Origin of the sequence: Micromonospora sp. NPDC049836 (assembly GCF_044465125.1) — a bacterium.
Taxonomy (GTDB): Bacteria; Actinomycetota; Actinomycetes; order Mycobacteriales; family Micromonosporaceae; genus Micromonospora.
On sequence record NZ_JBITLH010000006.1, the window covers coordinates 142073 to 158413 of the forward strand.

Sequence of the window (16341 nt, forward strand, 5' to 3'; positions counted from 1 at the left end):
CGCCACCCCGCACCGGCTGCGGAACTGTGCCCGTACGAGTGGTGAAGTCGGGGCGGGATGGATAGCGTCTGGGCATGGCTGCCAAGGTGCTCGCGATCGTCCTGGCCGGCGGGGAGGGCAAGCGCCTGATGCCCCTCACCACGGACCGGGCGAAGCCCGCCGTTCCCTTCGGCGGGATGTACCGCATGGTCGACTTCGTCCTCTCCAACCTGGCGAACGCCGGCTTCCTCAAGATCGTCGTGCTCACCCAGTACAAGTCCCACTCGCTGGACCGGCACATCACCAAGACCTGGCGGATGTCGACCCTGCTCGGCAACTACGTCACCCCGGTGCCGGCGCAGCAGCGCCGCGGCCCGTGGTGGTTCGCCGGCTCGGCCGACGCGATCTACCAGAGCTTCAACCTGATCAACGACGAGCAGCCCGACCACGTGATCGTCTTCGGCGCCGACCACATCTACCGGATGGACCCGCGCCAGATGGTCGAGGACCACATCGCCTCCGGCGCCGGGGTGACGGTGGCCGGCATCCGCCAGCCGCTGTCGACCGCCGACCAGTTCGGCGTGATCGAGGTGGGCGCGGACGGCCGCCGGATCAGCGCGTTCCGCGAGAAGCCCACCGACGCGGTCGGGCTGCCCGACGCGCCGGACCAGATCTACGCCTCGATGGGCAACTACGTGTTCAGCACGAAGGCCCTCTGCGAGGCGGTCGAGCGCGACGCCGCGGACAAGAGCAGCAAGCACGACATGGGCGGCAGCATCATCCCGATGCTGGTCGAGCGGGGCGAGGCCAACGTCTACGACTTCAAGGACAACGAGGTGCCCGGCAGCACCGACCGGGACCGCGGCTACTGGCGGGACGTGGGGACCCTCGACTCCTTCTACGACGCGCACATGGACCTGATCAACGTGCACCCGGTCTTCAACCTCTACAACTTCGACTGGCCGATCTACACGGAGCAGCCGCCCTTCCCACCCGCCAAGTTCGTCCACCAGTGGGGGGAGCGAGTCGGCCGGGCGGTCGCCTCGATGGTCTCGCCCGGCGCGGTGATCTCCGGCTCGCTGGTGGAGAACTCGATCGTCGCGCCGAAGGTGAAGGTGCACTCCTGGGCGCACGTGGACGGCGCGGTGCTCATGGAGGGTGTCGAGATCGGCCGGCACGCGGTGGTCCGCCGGGCCATCCTGGACAAGAACGTCTACGTCCCGGAGGGCGCCGAGATCGGCGTCGACCTGGAAAAGGACCGGCAGCGCTACACCGTCTCCGACAACGGCATCGTCGTCGTCGGCAAGGGCCAGCGCGTCGAGGCCTGATCCACCCGCACAACCCAGGAGGTTTCCACCGTGGCGCACCCCCGTGCCGGCCAGCCCGCCCAGCCCGCCGACCTGGTCGACGTGCCCCGGCTGCTCACCGCCTACTACGCCGAGCATCCGGACCCGGCCGACCCGGCCCAGCAGGTCTCCTTCGGCACGTCCGGGCACCGCGGGTCGAGCCTGCGCAACGCCTTCAACGAGGACCACATCCTCGCGGTCACCCAGGCGCTCTGCGACTACCGCCGGGAGCAGGGGCTGGACGGCCCGCTCTTCCTCGCCCGGGACACCCACGCGCTCTCCGCGCCCGCCGAGGCCAGCGCGCTGGAGGTGCTCGCCGCCAACGACGTCACCGTGTTGCGGGACAGCCGCGACGGCTACACCCCCACGCCCGCGCTGTCGCACGCCATCGGAACCCACAACCGCGGGCGGACCAGCGGCCTGGCCGACGGCATCGTGATCACCCCGTCGCACAACCCGCCGGACGACGGCGGCTTCAAGTACAACCCCACCCACGGCGGGCCCGCCGACACCGACGTGACCCGCTGGATCCAGGACCGCGCGAACGCCATCCTGGCCGCCGGGCTCAAGGAGGTGAAGCGCATCCCGTACGCCCGGGCCCGGGCCGCCGACACCACCGGCGGGTACGACTTCCTCGGCCGGTACGTCGACGACCTGCCCGCCGTGCTGGACATCGCCGCGATCCGCGACGCCGGGGTGCGGATCGGCGCCGACCCGATGGGCGGGGCGAGCGTGGCGTACTGGGGGGAGATCGCCGAGCGGCACCGGCTGGACCTCACCGTGATCAACCCGACCGTCGACCCGACCTGGCGGTTCATGACGCTGGACGGCGACGGCAAGATCCGGATGGACTGCTCGTCGCCGAACGCGATGGCGTCGCTGATCGCGGCCCGCTCCGACTACCAGGTCTCCACCGGCAACGACGCCGACGCCGACCGGCACGGCATCGTCACCCCGGACGGCGGCCTGATGAACCCGAACCACTACCTGGCGGTGGCGATCGGCCACCTGTTCCGCACCCGGCAGGAGTGGGGTCCGGCGGCCGCCGTCGGCAAGACGCTGGTCTCCTCCTCAATGATCGACCGGGTCGCCGCCGACCTGGGCCGCCCGCTGCTGGAGGTGCCGGTCGGCTTCAAGTGGTTCGTCCCCGGCCTGCTCGACGGGGCGGTCGGCTTCGGCGGCGAGGAGAGCGCGGGCGCGTCGTTCCTGCGCCGCGACGGCGGCACCTGGACCACCGACAAGGACGGCATCCTGCTCTGCCTGCTCGCCGCGGAGATCATCGGGGTGACCGGGCGGACCCCGAGCGAGCACTTCGCCGACCTGGCCGAGCGCTTCGGCGCGCCCGCGTACGCCCGGATCGACGCGCCGGCCACCCGGGAGGAGAAGGCCGTGCTCGCCAAGCTGTCACCCGATCAGGTGCCGGCCACCGAGCTCGCCGGCGAGCCGATCACCGCCACGCTCACCACCGCGCCCGGCAACGGCGCGGCGATCGGCGGGCTGAAGGTGACCACCGAGTCCGGCTGGTTCGCCGCCCGGCCGTCCGGCACCGAGGACGTCTACAAGATCTACGCCGAGTCGTTCCGCGGGCCGGAGCACCTCGCCCGGATCCAGGAGGAGGCGAAGGCGCTGGTCTCCGACGTGCTCTCCCACGCCTGACCGGCGCTGGTCTCCGGCCTGCTCCCGCGCCCGGCGCTGGTCTCCGGCGTGCTCCCGCGGGTGACCGGCGCTGGTCTCCGGAGTGCTCCCGCGTCTGACCGGCGTTGGTCTCCGGCGGCGCTCCCCGCGCTGACCCCGGGTGCCTCCGGGGTCAGCAGGGCGGCTCCAGCTCCCGCTGGTCGCGCTCCCGGCGCAGCTCCTCCGGCAGCAACTCGCGCAGCTGGTCGGGGAGGAACGGCAGGTCCAGCAGGCTCAACTTGAGCTGGTTGCGCTCCTGGTAGCGCTTCGGGTCGAAGCGGACCACCCGGCCGGCGTCGCGGCGGTAGCGGATCTGCACCGTCCCCTCGCGCGCCGCCTCCTTGATCACCAGCCCGTCCATCTCGACGGCGACCGCCGCCGAGTGGGGCTGAAGGTCCAGCCGGATGCTCTCCTCCGGAGCCAGCACCACCGACCGGGAGATGCCGGCCATCGGCGCCGACGGGGTCACCACCACCACGTCCGCCGCCGGCGAGATGAGCGGCCCGCCCGCCGCGTAGCTGTACGCCGTCGAGCCGGTCGGGGTGCTCACCACCAGCGCGTCGCAGCGGTAGTAGCCGTACCGCTGGCCGTCCACCGCGAGGGTGGCCGTGACGAACCCGGAGCCGGGCTGGCGGACCAGCGCGATGTCGTTGAAGGCGACCACGTCGTCGCCGCACACATCACAGGCCAGGCAGGCGTGCGACTCGACGGTGAAATCCTTCGCCGCCAGCCGGCTCAACGCGTTCGGCAGGTCCGGCGGCTCTACCTCCACCAGGAAACCGAGCCGGCCCAGGTGCACACCGAGCACCGGCTTCGGGTCGTGCACCGCCATCCGCAGCGCGCCCAGCATGGTGCCGTCCCCGCCGATACTGATCAACGCATCGCAGGCCGACGCCACCGCTTCGGCCGGGAGCGGTTCCACCGTCGGTGGCACCCGGTGCCGGTCCTCGATTCGTACCGCCAGGCTCATCCGGTGCCGGGCCACCCAGGCCACGATGATGTCGACCACCTCGGACACGTCCCGGGTGGGGTGCAGCACCAGCCCGAGGCGGATCCGATCCATGTTCCCAGCTCACCACATTCGCCGCCGCCCCGGCGGGCTTTGGGCCGGTGCCCCCGTCCGGATCGCGTCGTCAGCGGTTCCCCAGCGCACCGTCTGGTAGTGCGACAACGCGTCCTGGTGGTGCGGAGCCTGACGACCAGGGTACGGAGATCGGTCAGCTGGAGCTCGTGGTCGATGAGTCCGTCTTTTAAGAGTCAGCAACCGGAATGTCGTATATCAGACCATCGGAGAGCCGAGCGCGCTTTAGTGCCTATTTTTGGCTGGTGGGTAGTTATGTAGCTAATTGGCGGCCGAGGGTTGGTGCGCTACTGGCCGCGCTGCTGGTCGCGGTGGCCGCGCCGGCGGAACTGGCGTTCGCTGCCACCACGGCGGCCTCTGATAGCCAGGCCGCGAGCGTGACCGGCTACGCCCGCAGCGGCATTCGCCCACAGGCCATGCCTGACGCCGCGCTTCCGTACAACGACACTCCTCTGGCGCCCCGAGTGGATCCTGGGCTCCACGACGATCAGGGCGTGCGGATGTTCCGGTACAACGACGAGATCTATGACCATCCCGTTGCGCAGGCACAGTGGGGGCTCAGCAACGTGCGCACCTACCTGGTCAATCGAGATCGGTCCTACCTCGACAGAGCAGTCGCGCAGGCACAGCGGAACCTGGATCGAAGGGTCGAGTCGCGCGGTGCGTGGTGGTATCCCTACGAGTTCGACGTTCCCGCTTGCGGACAGCTGCCGGTGATCCAGGCCCCGTGGTACAGCGCGATGTCGCAGGGTCAACTGCTCAGCCTGTTCGTCCGGCTCTACCAGGTTACGGGGGATCAGAAGTGGCGTGAGGCCGCAGATCTGACCTTTGCCAGCCTGCTTCTTCCACCCGGACCGGGGCTTCCGTGGGCGAGTTGGGTTGACGACGCCGGGTACCTGTGGCTCGAGGAGTACCCGGTGACGCCTGGCGTGACCGGGGAACGGGTGCTGAACGGCCACATCTTCGCCCTCTACGGCGTGTACGACTACTGGCGGCTGACCGCCGACTCCCGTGCTGTCGCGATCTTTGACGGTGCCGCCACCACGCTGAGCCACTACGTGCCGACGGCACTGCGCATGCCGGAGTGGGTCAGTCGATACGCGGTCGGATGTCCCAACGCGTACATCGGCTACCACGCCTTGCACATCCAGCAACTGCTGAAGGTGTACGAGATGTCGCGGTCAGCGGTCTTCGCGAGTCTGGCCGACCTGCTTCGTGACGACTATCCGCCACCCACTGTCACCGGCACCGTCGTCTTCGCCGGTGGCACACACGTCGGGTACACCTTCAACTCAACGGGTGCGATTCTCGAGCAGAAGTCCCTGACCCTGTCCCGCCAATCGAATGCGAACGCCGACCAGCGGATCCGGGTGCGCGGCCGGGGCGTGTACTACCGGATCCAGAACGGTTCGTTGGCCGGGTACTTCGTAGCCGAGGAACCCGGAACACGAGTGCTGCTCGGTGCGGTCGCCATGCACACGTATGCCCCTCAACGGACGCTGCTGTTCAGCCCTGGCACCTACATGGGCCACCGGTACGGTCCCGCCTGGACGGTTGCCGAGAGCCGGACGTACACATTCGCCCGGGCGTCGGCAGCCCCGTTCGATGCGACGGCCTGGGTCAATGGGCGGCTCTGCTACCGGATCACCGCGGGCGCTTACGCCGGGCTCTGGCTACCCGCGGTGGAAGGCCTGGATCCGGCGTGAGCCGAGCACGGCCGGTATCGGTAGGCCGAAGCGGGTGACACCACGGGCCGATGTGTGCCGGACATAACCCGAGATCAGCTGATTCGTTAGCCGAATGGCGGCGGGCTGGGCGCTCACCCAGCCTCCGATGTGCCCGCTGGCCAACGCTGCGCTCGAGAGAAACGAGTCCGATGACATGCGACCGCGACTGCTGATCATTGCTTATGGCTTCCCGCCGTCGGAGTCGGTCGGCGCCCGCCGCCCTGCCGAACTGGCCGCGTTCGCGGCCCGACGGGACTGGGACGTCCGCGTGCTCACCTCGACCCCGGCGGATCTGCCGGCACCCGCTGACGGGTTCCCGGAGAGCCATATCTTTCGCGTCGCTCCGGTGCCCCGCTCAACTCCCCTCGTCGGTTCGATCCGCCGGGCAGAGGCAGCGGCCCGGACGGGCCGGCGACGACCGCTGACGGTACTCGGCACGCTCGGGCGCGAGGTCATGATCCCGGACGGGTGTGTTACCTGGGTGGCTCCGGCTGTCCGACAGTTCATGCGCAGGCGGCAGAACTGGCGTCCCGATGTGATCATGGTGACCGGTCCGCCAGCCTCGGCTTACCTGGTCGCCGCCCGGCTGGCGTCTCGCTTGAACGTGCCGTGGGTGGCGGACTACCGGGACCTCTGGACAGTCGGCAACGACTACTGGCCGTACGGCCAGTCTCGGATCCGCCGCGTCATCGACCATCGCATGGAGCGCTGGTTGCTGCGCTCCGCAGCGTGCTGCGTGACGATTTCCGAACCGCTGGCCGAGATCCTGCGTTCGACGTTCGACGTCGACGCGAAGGTCGTGATGAACGGCATCGACCGGCCTCGGAACGCACCGTCAGAGCGGCCCGCACCGCGGCCTGTTCCAGGACCCTCGACGTTGACGCTGGCGCACACGGGCCGGCTCGTTCCCGGCAAGCGCGATCCCTCACCGCTGTTGGACGCGGTGGCACTGCTCGGCTCGGATGCCCGGCGCGTCAACGTCGTCTTCGCTGGTGAGGACAACGGTGTGGCGCAGGCCGCCATGGATCGCGCTGGGGTTGCCGACTCGGTGACCAACCTCGGTGAGGTGTCGGCCGAGAAGTCGTGGCATGTTCAGACTGAGGCCGATGTGCTGGTGCTGGTGATGTGGAACGACCCCCGTGACGCCGGAACGGTGCCCGGGAAGTTCTTCGACTACCTGCGCGCACGTCGTCCGATCCTGATGATCGGGCACCCGGATGGGATCGTGGCGGACATCATCAGATCGCGCCACGCCGGTGTCGTCCTCAGCGACCCCCGGATGATCGCGGAGCAGCTGCGGGAGTGGCTCGTCGAGAAGGACCGCGCCGGTCGAATCCCGGAGCTGTCCCCCTCGGCTCTTGATGGTCTCTATCGGGAAGACCAGTTGGAGCGGTACCTCGACGTGCTGGCCGACGTGGCGGCCGCGCACGTGCCGGATTGCTGACCTACCGCTGTTCCGCCACCTCCGGCGCCACCGTTTCGGGTACCGACTCCGGTGGGAGCCGTGTCGCGCGCTTCAAGATGTGCAGCGAGAGCAACCAGGACGCGCCGTAGGCGGCAGCGGCGGAGATGCCGAACGCCCACACCGCGGTCAGGGCCGGCGCGCCGAGGAGGGAGGGGACGACCACCGCCGCCGTGGTCAGGAGCATCCGTCCCGCGTCCCAGCTCAGTTGGAGGCCGTGCCGGCCGAAAACCACCAAGGACTGGGAAAGTGGCGAGCCGACGAACTGAGCCGCCAAGAAGAGCGCGAGCGCTTGGGCGTACACACCGCTGGTTGCCCACTGCGGGCCGAACGCCAGAACGAAGGCGGCCGGAGCACTGAGCGCGACGACGAGTCCGCCTACGGCGGCAACCATGGCGAGTTGACGGCTCGCCCTCAGAAAGACCGCCACCGCTCGGGCGGCGTCCGCACGGGCGACCCGAGACAGCTCAGCCAGGTAAACCTGAGCGACGGCCAGGCCGAGTAACGCGGCGGGCGCGGCGAGCATCCGCTGGGTGAAGCCGAACCAGCCAGCCACGTCGGACCCGTAGTAGTACGCGAACAGCAGGACGGGAAGCTGGAGGCCCAGCACGTTCAGTAGCCCGGACGGGGCGAGCAGCAGCGGGAATCGGCGGTGGCGAACGGCTGTCCGCCAGAGTCGTCGGGGCGTTGCACGTTCCTCGCCGGCCACCCTTCGATGTAGGCCAGGCAGCAGGCTGAGCGCTGCCACGGCCTGGCCTGCGCCCAGCCCCAGCATCAGCCCTCCGGCCCGCAGGCCGGCGGCACCGGCACCGAACTGGGCGAGCAGGGTCGCGCAGGTCTGGAGCAGATTGCGCCGGCCGATCGCGGCGTACCGGCGAAACCGGATCGCCAGCTGGTTCAGGATCTGAAGGGTCGCCATCGCCGCGGCTGTCCAGGGCACCAACCACAACCACGACGCCAGCGCCGGCTGGTCGAATAGCGTTGCGATCCGGGCTCCAGCCAGCGCCACCAACACCGTGCCCGCGAGCGCAGTTCCCAGTGCCACCACGAGACCGAGGACAACCAGGTCGTGAGCCTCGCCGTCGCGCTCCGGTAGCGGTACCGCAAGTTCGAATCGGCCGGCGGCAACCGCACCGGCGGCTGCGGCGAGCGTGGCGAGCACCGCGAAGACCCCGAAGTCCGACGGGCTGTACAGCCGTGCGAGGACCGGTGCCGCGAGCAAGAGGAGCAGTTGGCCGCCGGCGCTTCCCGCCGCGATACTGAGCACGCCCCGCCGGCTGCCGGTCAGCCACTGCCGGTGCCGTCCCGGGTGGTCGCCGGCCGTGCGGGTGTCCAGCAGCCGCACCAAGGTCAGTGCCGCCCGACGAGATGTCGCGGCGATCCCGCCGGCTGACCGGGTGGGGCGCCAGCTGGCCGCATCCTGACCGCGGGGACCGAAGGCCGCAGGCTCGGTTCGGCTTGGTGGAGGGCCCGGCGACGCCCGGACTTGCCGATCCGACTGCCCCAGTACCACAGCAGGAGATAGCTGACGAGGCCGATGTTCAATGGCGTCTCGATGCCGCCGGCCACCCAGGTGCCAAGGACGACGGTGACGCCGGCGAAACCGATCAGCTGAAGCGAGTTGTAGTGACCACGGCGCAGGGCTCGCTGGGTGAGTGCCTGGAACAGCACGCCGAAGAGGGCAGCCATGAAGAGCAGACCCAGGGTGTCGAAGTTGTAGTGGATCGAGCCCCACAGCGACGGTGGCGAGGTGCCGCGGGTGGAGCCGTAGAGGGTGTAGAAGACGTCCGAACTCAGCGTGCTTCCCCGGTGGCTTGGCAGCACGCTGAGCAGGCCCTGAAGCCAGTCGCCACCGTTGCTGACCGGCAGTGAGGACGTGTAGTTGAACGCTGCGAGGCCGGAGGCCTGGTTGTCATGAAGGAATCGGTTGCTCAGGTCCTCCGCCGCCGCCCGCAAGGGGGAACTGGCGCTGTCTGGGCTACGCGCCAGCACGTACGTCGACAGCACGAGGAGCGGCAGTCCCAGCAGCAGCGGTAGGACAAAGCCCCAGGACAAGTGCCGCCGACGGTGCAGAAACGCGTAGACCAAGGCGGTGGTCAGAAACAGGACCATGGCGCCTCGCTGCGCGGTGGCCATGAGGGCAAGCGCGGACAGCGCCAGGAGGAGGACCGATCCCACTCGGGCGAAGAAGCCACCCTTCGCGAACGACCACACTGTAAGAATGACCGCCAGTGCGGGCAGTATCGCGTTCTTGAACTGGTTGACGAAGCCGGGGAAGAGGTACCGGTCGCCCGCGTACGACTCCAGACGGAGGGTGGCGATGTCGGCCGGTGACCCGCCAAGCTGACCCTGTAGGCCGACAAGAAAGGCGCTGTAGCCGACGGCGACGAAGTACCCGACCGTCACCACGATCGAGAGAGCGACGAGCGCGAGCATCGGACCACTGGGGGCCACGAGGGAGACCGAGTAATTGGAGAAGTTGGGCCTGCCCGCGCGGTCCGGTCGCCGGTGCTGCATCGCAATGCAGGTCGTCAGGCTGGCGAGGAGGTAGATGGCGGCAGCGGCAGCCACCAGCTGAGCGTAGAACGTCTCCACCGGCGAGTCGAAGTCGACCAGACGCACCGTGCCGTAGAGCATCAGCAGTTGACAGACCACGAACAAGCCGTCCGGGGTCAGTATCCCGTACTGCCGGATGGCGACCGCGTAGTGCACGACTGCCAAGGCCAGGACAGGCAGGAACAGCGTGGTCATCGAACGCTCAGCTCCGCTTGCGGTGAGGGTCGCGAATAGGGCTCATTGGGTTGACGGGCAGCCGGCTGCCCATCGGGAGCGTGCTGCGTGAAGTTGAGAAATCATTTCCGACCAGGCCGGTGGACGGTATCCGGTGGCGCGGGCCAGTGCCTCTGCGGACAGTGACCGGTCGCAGACGAAGCCGTCGAAAGGCGTGATGTCACCGGTCCAGCCGTACGTGGTGGCGACCAGCCGCAGCAGGTCGTACTTCGCGATGGGCGTGGCGGCGACGTGCAGCAAGCCGGTCAGGGTCTCGTTGGGCAGGATGACCGTGCGGAGGAGCCGGGCGAACTCCACGGTCGTCACACCGCTGTAGATCGCCTTGGTGTACCCCTTGACGGACGTCTGGCCAAGGAACCAGTCGACCAGTGACCGTGCGGTGCCGAGTTCGTGCCCGACTATCGACGTACGTAGCGTCAGGGCTCCCTGACCCGTGGTCTCGCCCAACAGCTTCGACCGGCCGTAAAGATCGGTCGGGTCCGGCAGGTCCGTCTCGGCGTAGCCACCCCGGTCCCCCGAGAAGACGCAGTCCGTGCTGACCTGGATCAGACGGGCGCCGACCTCCGCGCACGCCTCGGCGAGTTGATGCGGCAAGAGAGCGTTGATGGCGATCGTCCGCACCGGGTCCTCGACGCCGGGCCGCTGCTTGATGACCCCGATGCAGTTGACCACCGCGTCTGGCCGCTGCTCGCGAAGTAGACGGCGGATCCGTGGCACGTCCAGTGCCTCGACCCCGGTGGTGATCCGGGCGGCCAACTCATCGGGGAACCAGCCAGCACGGCCCGTGAGTGATCGGGCGGTACCGCGCACGTCCAGGTCCGGCGAGCAGTGAAGCTCGCGCAGGAGAGTGTGTCCGAGCATGCCGGTGGCACCGAGAACAAGGACACGTCGACTCATGGCCGCGCCTCGGCACGGCTCGCGCTACCGATCCACACCCTCACGCGGGCACCACCGAGGGGACCTGGGCGGCTTCGAGTTCGGCACGGATCTCGGGCAACGTCAGGAGCACGGACATGATCTCCGGTACGTCGAGCCGCCGTGCGTTGTGTGAGTGGTAGTCGACGATGTGGTCGCGGCCGGTATCCCCCTCGTCGAAGTAGAGGGCGTAGTTCAGGTCGCGGCTGTCGATCGGAACCCGCAGGAAGTCGCCGAAGTCCTCGGCGCGCGCGAGATCCTCCCGACTGGCCAGTGTCTCGTACAACTTCTCGCCGTGCCGGACGCCGAGGATGTCGAACTTGGGGGGGACGCCGAACAGGTTGCACAGGGCGGTGGCCAGGTCGCCGATCGTGCAGGCGTCGGCCTTGCGGATGAAGATGTCGCCCGGCCGGCCATGCTGGAAGGCATGCTCGACGAGCTCGACCGACTGGCCGAGCGACATGAGGAACCGGGTCATCGTCGGATCCGTCACGGTCGGCGCGACACCATTTCGGATCTGGTCGATGAAGAGGGGGATTACCGAGCCTCGGGAGTACATGACGTTGCCATAGCGGACGCAGCAGACCCGGGTGCGGGCGGAGGGATTGTTGCGGGCGTGGGCCTGGCCGACCTTCTCCATGAGGGCCTTCGTCATCCCCATCGCGTTGACCGGATATACCGCCTTGTCCGTACTGAGCAGCACCAGCGTCTCTACACCGTTGCGTTCGCAGGCGTCCACCACGTTGGCGCTTCCCAGTACGTTGGTCCGTACCGCTTCGAGCGGGAAGAACTCGCAGGATGGCACCTGCTTGAGTGCGGCCGCGTGGAATACGTACCCTACTCCGCGGCTCGCTTTGACGAGGCTGTCAAGATCCCGGACGTCGCCCACGTAATAGCGCACCCGGTCATCGCGGATCCGGTGCCGCATGACGTCCTGCTTGGACTCGTCGCGGCTGAGAACACGCACCTCACGAGCGCCGGCCTCGAGCAACCGGCAAACCATCGTCTGACCAAAGGATCCAGTTCCACCGGTGATCAGGAAACGTTGGTCCAATAGTGAGGATTTCACATTTTCCCCTGTTCTCCCCGGGATCGTCTTGCGGGGGAGTTGTCGATTCTCGTGCCCACCGGACAGTACAGCCACGTGGGCGTTGGTGGGACGCAATTGGGGATTCTGGAAGATGTTGGGTGGATGCTCACGGTGGCGTGACCGGTAACCGGTTCGGATCGTTGAGGCACAGGTCTTACGCCGACCGCTGCGGAGACCTGACGTTCGGAGGGTGGAGCGATGACACGGGTTATGACCGTGGTGGGGACGAGGCCGGAGATCATTAGACTTTCCCGGGTGATGGATAGGCTCGACCGAACGGTCGAACACGTCCTCGTGCACACCGGCCAGAACTGGGACCGATCTCTTTCCGATGTCTTCTTCGCCGAAATGCGAATGCGCGAACCCGACCGCTTCCTGAAGGTCGACACGTCCTCGCTGGGGCGGGTGCTCGGTGGGGTGCTGGTCGGTGTCGAGGAAACCATTCGCGACGTACGACCGGACGCGCTGCTGGTGCTCGGCGACACCAACAGCGCCATTGCGGCGGTGATCGCCCGGCGGATGCGGGTACCCGTCTACCACATGGAAGCCGGCAACCGTTGCTTCGATCTGAACGTACCGGAGGAGACCAACCGCCGGCTGGTGGATCATGTCGCCGATTTCAACCTGGTCTACACCGAGCATGCCCGGCGCAACCTGCTGGCCGAGGGTTTGCACCCGCGCCGGATCCTGCACACCGGTTCACCGATGCGGGAGGTGCTGGAGCACTACCGACCGCAGATCGATGCTTCGCCGGTCCTCGACCACCTCCACCTCGACCCGGGTGAGTACTTCCTGGTGAGCGCCCACCGTGAGGAAAACGTGGACGAGCCGACCCGGCTGCGCCGACTTCTCGACTGTCTGCGCGTCGTCCGGCGGGAATGGTCGCTGCCCGTGCTGGTCTCCACGCATCCACGTACCCGCAAACGCCTGGAGTCGCTCGCCGACGAGGCAATCGATCTTGATGGCATCACCTTTCACGAGCCGTTCGGTCTGTTCGACTACGTCAGGCTGCAGACCCAGGCGCGATGCGTGCTGTCCGACAGCGGCACCATCAGCGAGGAGGCGGCCATCCTGGGCTTCCCCGCGGTGACCCTGCGGGATTCCATGGAGCGACCGGAGGCGCTGGATACCGGCAGCATCATCATGACCGGTCTGGAGCCCTCCGGAGTGGTCGAGGCGATCCGGGTGGTGGTCGGCCAAGCCGCCGCGAACGGCGTCCCGTGTCCCACGGATTACCAGGTCCGGGATACCTCACGCCTGGTGGTCAACTTCATCCTGTCGACCGTACGCCGACACCACGACTGGGCGGGGATTCGTCGCTGAGTGGCCGCCGCGGGGGCCGGCTACCGGCCCCCGCGGCGCCGGTCAGGCCGCGTCGGCGACTCGACCGCCGGAGTTGCGCGAGCTCACCGGACGCGATGCTGGCGGCGCCGCACCGCCGTGGTCAGGACGTCCGTCAGCACCTGAGCGTTGACCTCCTCGCTCATGTGAGTGTGGTAGTGCTCGCGGCCGCACCGTCCCATCGCTCGCAGCTCGTCGCGAGGTGTGGCCCGGGCCCGCCGGATCGCCTCCGACAGCCGCGCCGGGTCCTCCGGCGGTGCGGCGAACCCGGCGCCGGCGTCGGTCACGATCCGCGCGGCATCACCCGGCGCGCACACCAGCAGCGGCAGACCACAGGCGAGAAGCGCCTGGACCTTGCTCGGCAGGGTGATGTGGAACAGCGGCTCATCCGCGAGTGACACGAGGTGCAGGTCCGCCGCGGCCATGATGCTGGGGAGGGACTCGGGTTCAACCGCATCTAGGAAGTGCACGCTCCGGAGTCCCAGCTGTTCCGCCTGAGCGCGCAGGTCGCGCTTCTCCAGGCCGTCACCGATAAGCACCAGGTGTACGTCCGGCAGGTCAACCAGGCGCGCCATGGCATCGATGACGGCGTCGAGGCGCTGAGCCGGCCCCTGGTTGCCGGCGTACATCAGGACAAAGTCCTCCGGCGCCAACCCGAGTCGCGCCCGGAGGCGAAGGTCCGGGTCGGTGGGCTGCATCACCTTCTCGTCGGTCCAGTTGTAGACGACGGAGACCTTGTCGGGCTGTATCCCGCGGCGGATGATCGTTTCCCGGAGACCGGGTGACGGGACCGTGATGTGGTCGGCCCAGCGGTAGGCCCTTTCCGTGAACGACGTCAGGGCCGCCTCAGCGACCCGCCGGGTGGCGCCCTTCGTCAGGAAGCCGGTCGCGAAGACGGAGTCCGGCCACAGATCCATCACCATCAGCACATACGGCGTGCGTCGGCGTAGCCGGGCAGTGATCGCGGGGACTGCCGCCGTGATCGGCGATGCGTAGACGAGGGACACGTCCGCGGCGCTAAGCACGGACGTTCCCAGGACTGTCGAACTGCCGGCCCAGCTGAGGTAGTTGGCCGCACGGCCCAGCGCACGGCGATCGTGGCTGGGATAGAGCGGAGTGCGGACTACCCGCAGCCCGTCGCTCACCTCCACGGTTCGCCGGACCGCCGAGTACTGGTCATAGACGCGGCCGGCCGGATAGTTGGGAATCCCGGTCAGGACCTCGACATCTAGGCCGCGGGCCCGCAGGGACCGCGTGATCCCGAGAGCGATGGGCGCCGGCTCCGGTGGGAACCACTGGCTGATGAACGCGACACGAGGCGTCGCTGCATCCGCTGACCGGCGTGCTTCGGCTGTGTCACCCATGAACGTTCTCCCATTGACGAATCGGTGTCATGACCGAGAACCCACAAGCGGGCTCCCTGCCCGATCGGATTCCAGCCCTTGGCAAGGGCCTCAAACCATGACGAGGCGTGGCCCATCAACCGGTGGTTCCCGCCGTCAGCGCTCGGTTCATCCGGGTGAAGTGGACGAACGCTTCGGACGAAGGGCTACTAGCGCTCGTCGACCGGACGGCGAAGGCCTGATCGGCGCCGACGCTGACCGACAGGACGGCGGCGAGCACCGGACCGTCCTCGTCGGCCGGCACCCGTAAGGCTCTGCCGATCACGCGTACGACATGGTCCCGGTTCCGACGGACGGCTCGGACGTCACCGAACCCGTACGCCGAGCGGTGGGCCGCGAACGACGGCCAGTCCAGCAGGCGTACCTCGGCCTTGCCGGCTGCTTTCGGGCATACGCGGAGCCACTCCGCGTATGTGCGTTCGACGAACCCGTGTCGCTCATACAGCCGGCGGGCAGCCGGGTTGGTGGTGGAGACGTCCAGTGCGAGCGTGTCGCATCCGAGCAGGCGACCCAGTCGCTCGCCGTCCCCGAGCAGCCGGCTACCGTGCCGTTGGCCCCTCTGCTGGGTCGCTACGGCGATCCCGTTGAGGAACAGACACGTCCCGAGTAACCGCCAGTCCGCGACCGCGCAGATATCGCCGCCGGCCCGCACATATCGGATGAACACCGTTCGACACGGAGTCGGCGGCGTCAGGGCTGCCGCCAGGTAGGGACCGAATCCCGCGGCGTAGTAGGGCACGAGACCGGCGCAGGTGGTGGGAACGGCCTCGCGGAGCAGTGTGACGACTGCCTCGGTGTCGGAATCAGTCGGATTCTGGAGGGACCGCACCGGAGCGGCGGCCACCGCCCAACGCGGGTCGGCGATCGTCACACCCGCACCCACGTTGACATCCGCTCCTCGTCGAGATCGAGCATGACGGCTGAGGGATCCGCTGCCACGTCACTGCCACCGAACACCTTGCGCACGGTGCGGAGGAGGATCCACAGGTCGAGGCGGAACGACCAACGCTCCACGTATCGCACGTCGAGGGCGAGGCGTTCGTCCCAGGCCAGGCCGTTGCGTCCGTTGATCTGGGCCAGTCCTGTTATGCCGGGCGGCACCGCGAACCGAAGGCGTTCCCGGTCGGTGTACCAGGGGTCGTACCGCGGGAGCAGCGGACGGGGGCCGACCAGACTCAGGTCACCCCGCAGGACGTTGATCAGTTGCGGTAGCTCGTCGATGCTCGCCCGGCGCACCAGGAGGCCGAGCCCCGAACAGCGTTGACCGTCGGGAAGGAGGTTGCCACGGGCATCCCGGCTGTCCGTCATCGTGCGGAGCTTGACGATGGTGAACTGTCGGCCCCCCTGGCCGGTGCGGTGCTGTCGAAACAGTGTCGGCCCGCCGATCTGAAGGCGGAGCAGCGCCGCCACGATCATCAGCAGGGGAGCAGCGAGGACGAGCAGCACGATGCTGACGACGATGTCCAGCATCCGCTTGGCGAGTCGGCCCTTGGTGTTTCTTGCGATCTCCATGCGGTTGCACTCCACGGGTCA

At 68.3% G+C, this 16341-nt stretch carries 13 protein-coding genes; 5 read left to right on the forward strand and 8 right to left on the reverse strand.

Annotated features, from left to right (window positions below; all coding sequences use genetic code 11):
- Positions 1-74 precede the first annotated feature (74 nt).
- Positions 75-1307: a glucose-1-phosphate adenylyltransferase gene (glgC, locus tag ACIBPB_RS18055; protein ID WP_396840715.1), complete on the forward strand. Its 1233-nt coding sequence runs from the start codon at positions 75-77 to the stop codon at positions 1305-1307.
- Positions 1308-1337: 30 nt separating this feature from the next.
- Complete coding sequence (pgm, locus tag ACIBPB_RS18060) at positions 1338-2981, forward strand: phosphoglucomutase (alpha-D-glucose-1,6-bisphosphate-dependent) (protein WP_396840716.1); 1644 nt, start codon at positions 1338-1340, stop codon at positions 2979-2981.
- 151 nt (positions 2982-3132) lie between these two features.
- On the opposite strand, the gene ACIBPB_RS18065 is transcribed toward pgm, so the two are convergent.
- Entirely contained in the window at positions 3133-4062 is a 930-nt protein-coding gene (locus ACIBPB_RS18065; RefSeq protein WP_396840717.1) for an NAD(+)/NADH kinase, read from the reverse strand.
- A 263-nt stretch (positions 4063-4325) separates the two neighbouring features.
- Between ACIBPB_RS18065 and ACIBPB_RS18070 the strand changes: the two genes are divergently transcribed.
- Both ACIBPB_RS18070 and ACIBPB_RS18075 read left to right on the forward strand, forming a co-directional pair.
- The gene (locus tag ACIBPB_RS18070) at positions 4326-5786 is read left to right on the forward strand and encodes a D-glucuronyl C5-epimerase family protein (RefSeq protein ID WP_396840718.1); all 1461 of its coding nucleotides are present in this window, start codon (positions 4326-4328) and stop codon (positions 5784-5786) included.
- 94 nt (positions 5787-5880) lie between these two features.
- A complete protein-coding gene (locus ACIBPB_RS18075) occupies positions 5881-7251 on the forward strand; it encodes a glycosyltransferase (protein ID WP_396840719.1) in 1371 nt (456 codons plus the stop codon).
- 1 nt (position 7252) lies between these two features.
- Here the strand turns inward: ACIBPB_RS18075 and ACIBPB_RS18080 are convergent, their stop codons facing one another.
- Genes ACIBPB_RS18080 through ACIBPB_RS18095 form a run of 4 tightly spaced genes read right to left on the reverse strand, consistent with a single transcriptional unit; the run spans position 7253 to position 12043 of the window.
- Entirely contained in the window at positions 7253-8614 is a 1362-nt protein-coding gene (locus ACIBPB_RS18080) for a lipopolysaccharide biosynthesis protein (protein WP_396840720.1), read from the reverse strand.
- A 5-nt stretch (positions 8615-8619) separates the two neighbouring features.
- Positions 8620-10020 carry a hypothetical protein gene (locus ACIBPB_RS18085; RefSeq protein ID WP_396840721.1) on the reverse strand — a complete coding sequence of 467 codons (1401 nt, stop codon included), beginning with the start codon at positions 10018-10020 and terminating at the stop codon, positions 8620-8622.
- 42 nt (positions 10021-10062) lie between these two features.
- On the reverse strand, positions 10063-10956 hold the full coding sequence (locus ACIBPB_RS18090; RefSeq protein WP_396840722.1) for a dTDP-4-dehydrorhamnose reductase family protein: 894 nt from the start codon (positions 10954-10956) through the stop codon (positions 10063-10065).
- Between the two features lie 40 nt (positions 10957-10996).
- Positions 10997-12043, reverse strand: a complete 1047-nt coding sequence (locus ACIBPB_RS18095; RefSeq protein ID WP_396840966.1) for a polysaccharide biosynthesis protein — start codon at positions 12041-12043, stop codon at positions 10997-10999.
- Between the two features lie 231 nt (positions 12044-12274).
- On the opposite strand from ACIBPB_RS18095, the gene wecB reads away from it, so the two are divergent.
- Positions 12275-13387, forward strand: coding sequence for a non-hydrolyzing UDP-N-acetylglucosamine 2-epimerase (gene wecB, locus ACIBPB_RS18100; protein ID WP_396840723.1), 1113 nt, complete (start codon positions 12275-12277; stop codon positions 13385-13387).
- 83 nt (positions 13388-13470) lie between these two features.
- Here the strand turns inward: wecB and ACIBPB_RS18105 are convergent, their stop codons facing one another.
- From ACIBPB_RS18105 to ACIBPB_RS18115, 3 genes are all read right to left on the reverse strand, one after another.
- Positions 13471-14769: a glycosyltransferase family 4 protein gene (locus ACIBPB_RS18105; RefSeq protein WP_396840724.1), complete on the reverse strand. Its 1299-nt coding sequence runs from the start codon at positions 14767-14769 to the stop codon at positions 13471-13473.
- 115 nt (positions 14770-14884) lie between these two features.
- Entirely contained in the window at positions 14885-15679 is a 795-nt protein-coding gene (locus ACIBPB_RS18110; RefSeq protein WP_396840725.1) for a GNAT family N-acetyltransferase, read from the reverse strand.
- On the reverse strand, positions 15676-16335 hold the full coding sequence (locus ACIBPB_RS18115) for a sugar transferase (RefSeq protein ID WP_396840726.1): 660 nt from the start codon (positions 16333-16335) through the stop codon (positions 15676-15678). Before ACIBPB_RS18115 ends, ACIBPB_RS18110 begins: the two co-directional genes overlap by 4 nt.
- Between the last annotated feature and the right edge of the window lie 6 nt (positions 16336-16341).